Origin of the sequence: Serratia sp. (in: enterobacteria) (assembly GCF_046715635.1) — a bacterium.
In the GTDB taxonomy this organism is placed as follows: domain Bacteria; phylum Pseudomonadota; class Gammaproteobacteria; order Enterobacterales; family Enterobacteriaceae; genus Chania.
The window spans coordinates 1-3372 of the sequence record NZ_JBKJYW010000545.1 but is presented as its reverse complement, the minus strand read 5'-3'; the positions used below and the strand labels follow the sequence as shown (position 1 = coordinate 3372).

The window sequence follows — 3372 nt, the reverse complement described above, 5'->3', positions numbered from 1 at the left end:
GGTGCCAGCATTGAATTTTTCGATATGGGTGACTATCCGCTACGCGCGGATAAAGAAAACCTGTTCCGTCTGGCGGACGTATTCCGTCGGGTACAACCCCATTTTGTCCTCACCCATTCGCTGGCCGATCCCTATAACTACGACCATCCTCTGGCGGCCAGCCTGACGCAAGAAGCTCGCATTATCGCTCAGGCGGAAGGGTTTCGGCCGGGTGAATCCATCATCGGTGCCCCACCGGTGTACTGCTTCGAGCCACATCAGCCGGAACAATGCGGCTGGAAACCTGATGTACTGCTGGATATCACGTCAGTATGGGATAAAAAATATGCCGCTATTCAATGCATGGCCGGTCAGGAGCATTTGTGGGAATACTACACGCGCGTGGCGTTACAACGTGGGGTACAAGCTAAGCGTAACATCGGTATTGCCAGTACCCAGACCATCATCCATGGGGAAGGTTATCAAAGCCTCTTTCCTCGCGTAACGGAGGATCTGTCATGAACCTGGTTAACATGAAAGGGGTGGTAGTCACACATATTGAACGAGCGGAACACGCTTTGTTACAACGCTTCGCTGAATATGGTGTGGCGACAGTGCATGAAGCACAACTGCGTCAGGGATTACTTGATGTGCGTATTAAACCTATTCAGCAAGGGCGCAGTATTGCTGGCAATGCGGTGACGGTATTGGTTACACCAGGGGATAACTGGATGTTCCATGTAGCCGTAGAGCAGTGTCAACCTGGCGATGTACTGCTGGTGGCACCTACTTCCGGCTGCCATGACGGCTTTTTTGGTGACCTGCTCGCCACCTCATTACAGGCACGCGGTGTGGTGGCATTGGTTGGGGATATCGGCATACGTGATAGTCAGACACTGCGTGAAATGAATTTCCCTGTCTGGTCGAGTGCGGTTTGGGCTCAAGGCACGGTGAAAGCCACGCTTGGCTCGGTTAATGTGCCGGTGATCTGCGCTGGTCAGTTGGTCAACCCCGGCGATATTGTCGTGGCAGACGATGATGGCGTGGTAATTGTGCCAGGGGAACAGGCCACAACGATCGCAGATGCCGCGCAGAAAAGGGTGGATCTGGAAATGGGCAAGCGCCTGCGTCTGGCTAACGGTGAACTTGGGCTGGATATTTATCAAATGCGTGAGTCGTTGGCGCAAAAAGGGCTGCGTTACTTTAATAGCCTTAATGATTTAAAACCATAAGCATACTTTTTACCCGTTAGCGGATGGCATGCCTATCCGAAACGCAAGGACTAAACAGTTTATTAAATTAGCCACCAACAACAAAAATATTTACGATTATCGAATGCCAGTAAGTTTAAGTATTCCAACACCTCTAAAAGGGGAAGCTACAGCATGAAAAATAAGATATGGAAGTTGTGTGTCTTAGTAATGATACCGCTGGTCATCTGGTTTATTCCACCCCCTGAAGGGCTGACAGAGTCATCATGGCGTCTGACCGGATTTTATCTGGCTGCTATTTGCGGCCTTATTTTAAAGCCGTACTCTGAAGCGGTAGTTTTATTAGGTGTCGTAGGATTTGCGGGTTTTTTCCTTAATAACACTGGTCAAATCCTGGTCGGATATGCTACATCAACGGTCTGGTTAGTATTTGCTGCATTTGGCATTAGTATCTCATTTGTTAAAACTGGATTAGGGCGGCGTATTGCATTTCACATGATCCGTTTCTGTGGCAGCACCACGCTCAGGCTCGGGTATGTGACCGCATTTTTAGAGTTTGTTATTTCTCCTGTGACACCTTCGAATACGGCGAGAAGCGGGGGGATTGTATTTCCTATCATCCTGTCGGTAGTAAAAGCTCTGGGGTCAGAACCCGGTGAGTCGGCAAAGAAAGCGGGCTCATATTTGATGTCCAATATCTACTTTGTCATGAAGGTCAGCAGTTTTATGTTTATTACTGCGATGGCGCCAAATCTACTGGCTGCTGATTTCGCCGCCAAAATTCTGGACATTCATCTTGACTGGGGCGTTTGGGCTCTGGCCATGGTAGTTCCAGGCTTGGTATTACTGCTTATTGTTCCCGCTGTTGGCTATTACCTTGATAAACCAGAGTTAACCAAAGTAGATAACAAAAAAATTGCGGATGAAGGTTTGGCCGAACTGGGGCCGATAACGCGCAATGAAAAGCTTTTAGTGGGTATCTTTATTTCAGCGCTTCTTGGTTGGGCGTTACCTTCCATCCTTGGGCAATTATTTGGTATCACGCTCAAAATCGATGCGACAGCGGTTGCCATCATGGCGATGGCACTGTGTATTTTGCTCGGTGTTATCAAGTGGGATGATGTTCTTCAAAACAAGGGGGCTTGGAATACGTTGCTTTGGTTTGGCGGTATCATTGGGCTGGCAAGTGCACTGAGTAAAGAAAAAGTATTTGATTGGCTGGCGGATTTGATTCAGAACAATGTCGACTTTGGCCACAATCCATTCATAGCGTTAACCATTATCGGCTTCCTCAGTATTATCATTCGTTATTTCTTTGCCTCTGCAAGTTCTTATGCCATTGCTATGCTTCCAGTGTTCCTTACCGTAGGGAAAGTTGCGGGTGCCGATCCCATGGCCCTAGCACTTGTCCTGGCGGCAACGAACTCCTACGGTGGTGCATTGACCCATTATGGCGGTGGTTCAGCCCCGATCATCTTTGGTGCCGGTTATAACAACGTAAAACAGTGGTGGGTTTCTGGGGCGGTCATCGCGACGGTATGTTTTATTGTGACAATGACTGTCGGTTATGTATGGTGGCAATTATTGGGTTTTGTTAAGTAATCGTGTTTGCCAACCTATTTATTCTGCCAATTTAAACGTCATTCAGCCACTGGAGACAAGGTCATCCTGTTTTTGGTGGCAGGCCCTTTGGATAATTTAGTCGTGGAGACTTCGTCATGAAATATTCTAACGTGATTGTATCGGGCCTCTGTATAAGTATGGCCAGCCTGGCAATTGCGGCACCCACAGATGTTCCGTCCGACGAGCCAGTGACCCTACGGATCATTTCTTCTATGGCCACTCGACAACTCTTGACCGAACTTATCGAGCAATTTGAGCAACAATCAAAATACAAGGTCGAGCTCGAGTCAGTGGGGGGAGTGGATGCAGCCAAACGCGTAGAGGCTGGCGAAGCTTTTGACGTGGTGATCCTGTCTGCCACTGCGATCGATAAGCTGATTGACTCAGGCAAAATTTTACCCGATAGCTGCACTGATCTGGTTAAGTCAGGCGTGGCTATTGCGGTGAAAGAAGGGGCGCAGATTATTGATGTTAGCAGTGAGGCTGCGGTAAAACAGGCCGTTTTGGCGGCCAAAACGATCGGTTATTCGACGGGCCCGAGTGGCGTATACCTGACTGG

The 3372-nt window shown here is 48.7% G+C and carries 4 protein-coding genes; all 4 read left to right on the top strand.

Translation table 11 applies throughout. The features are described 5' to 3' along the window. The coding region (locus ACLQ7H_RS28335) for a PIG-L deacetylase family protein (protein ID WP_411755550.1) at positions 1-501 on the top strand (501 nt) is incomplete at its 5' end. Continuing rightward, positions 498-1211, top strand: coding sequence for a 4-carboxy-4-hydroxy-2-oxoadipate aldolase/oxaloacetate decarboxylase (locus ACLQ7H_RS28330; RefSeq protein WP_411755549.1), 714 nt, complete (start codon positions 498-500; stop codon positions 1209-1211). The genes ACLQ7H_RS28335 and ACLQ7H_RS28330, both read left to right, overlap by 4 nt. Positions 1212-1364: 153 nt before the next feature. Beyond that, positions 1365-2792: an anion permease gene (locus ACLQ7H_RS28325; protein ID WP_411755548.1), complete on the top strand. Its 1428-nt coding sequence runs from the start codon at positions 1365-1367 to the stop codon at positions 2790-2792. Positions 2793-2908: 116 nt separating this feature from the next. Beyond that, positions 2909-3372 (top strand): substrate-binding domain-containing protein (locus tag ACLQ7H_RS28320; protein WP_411755547.1); only part of this gene is annotated, 464 nt, incomplete at its 3' end.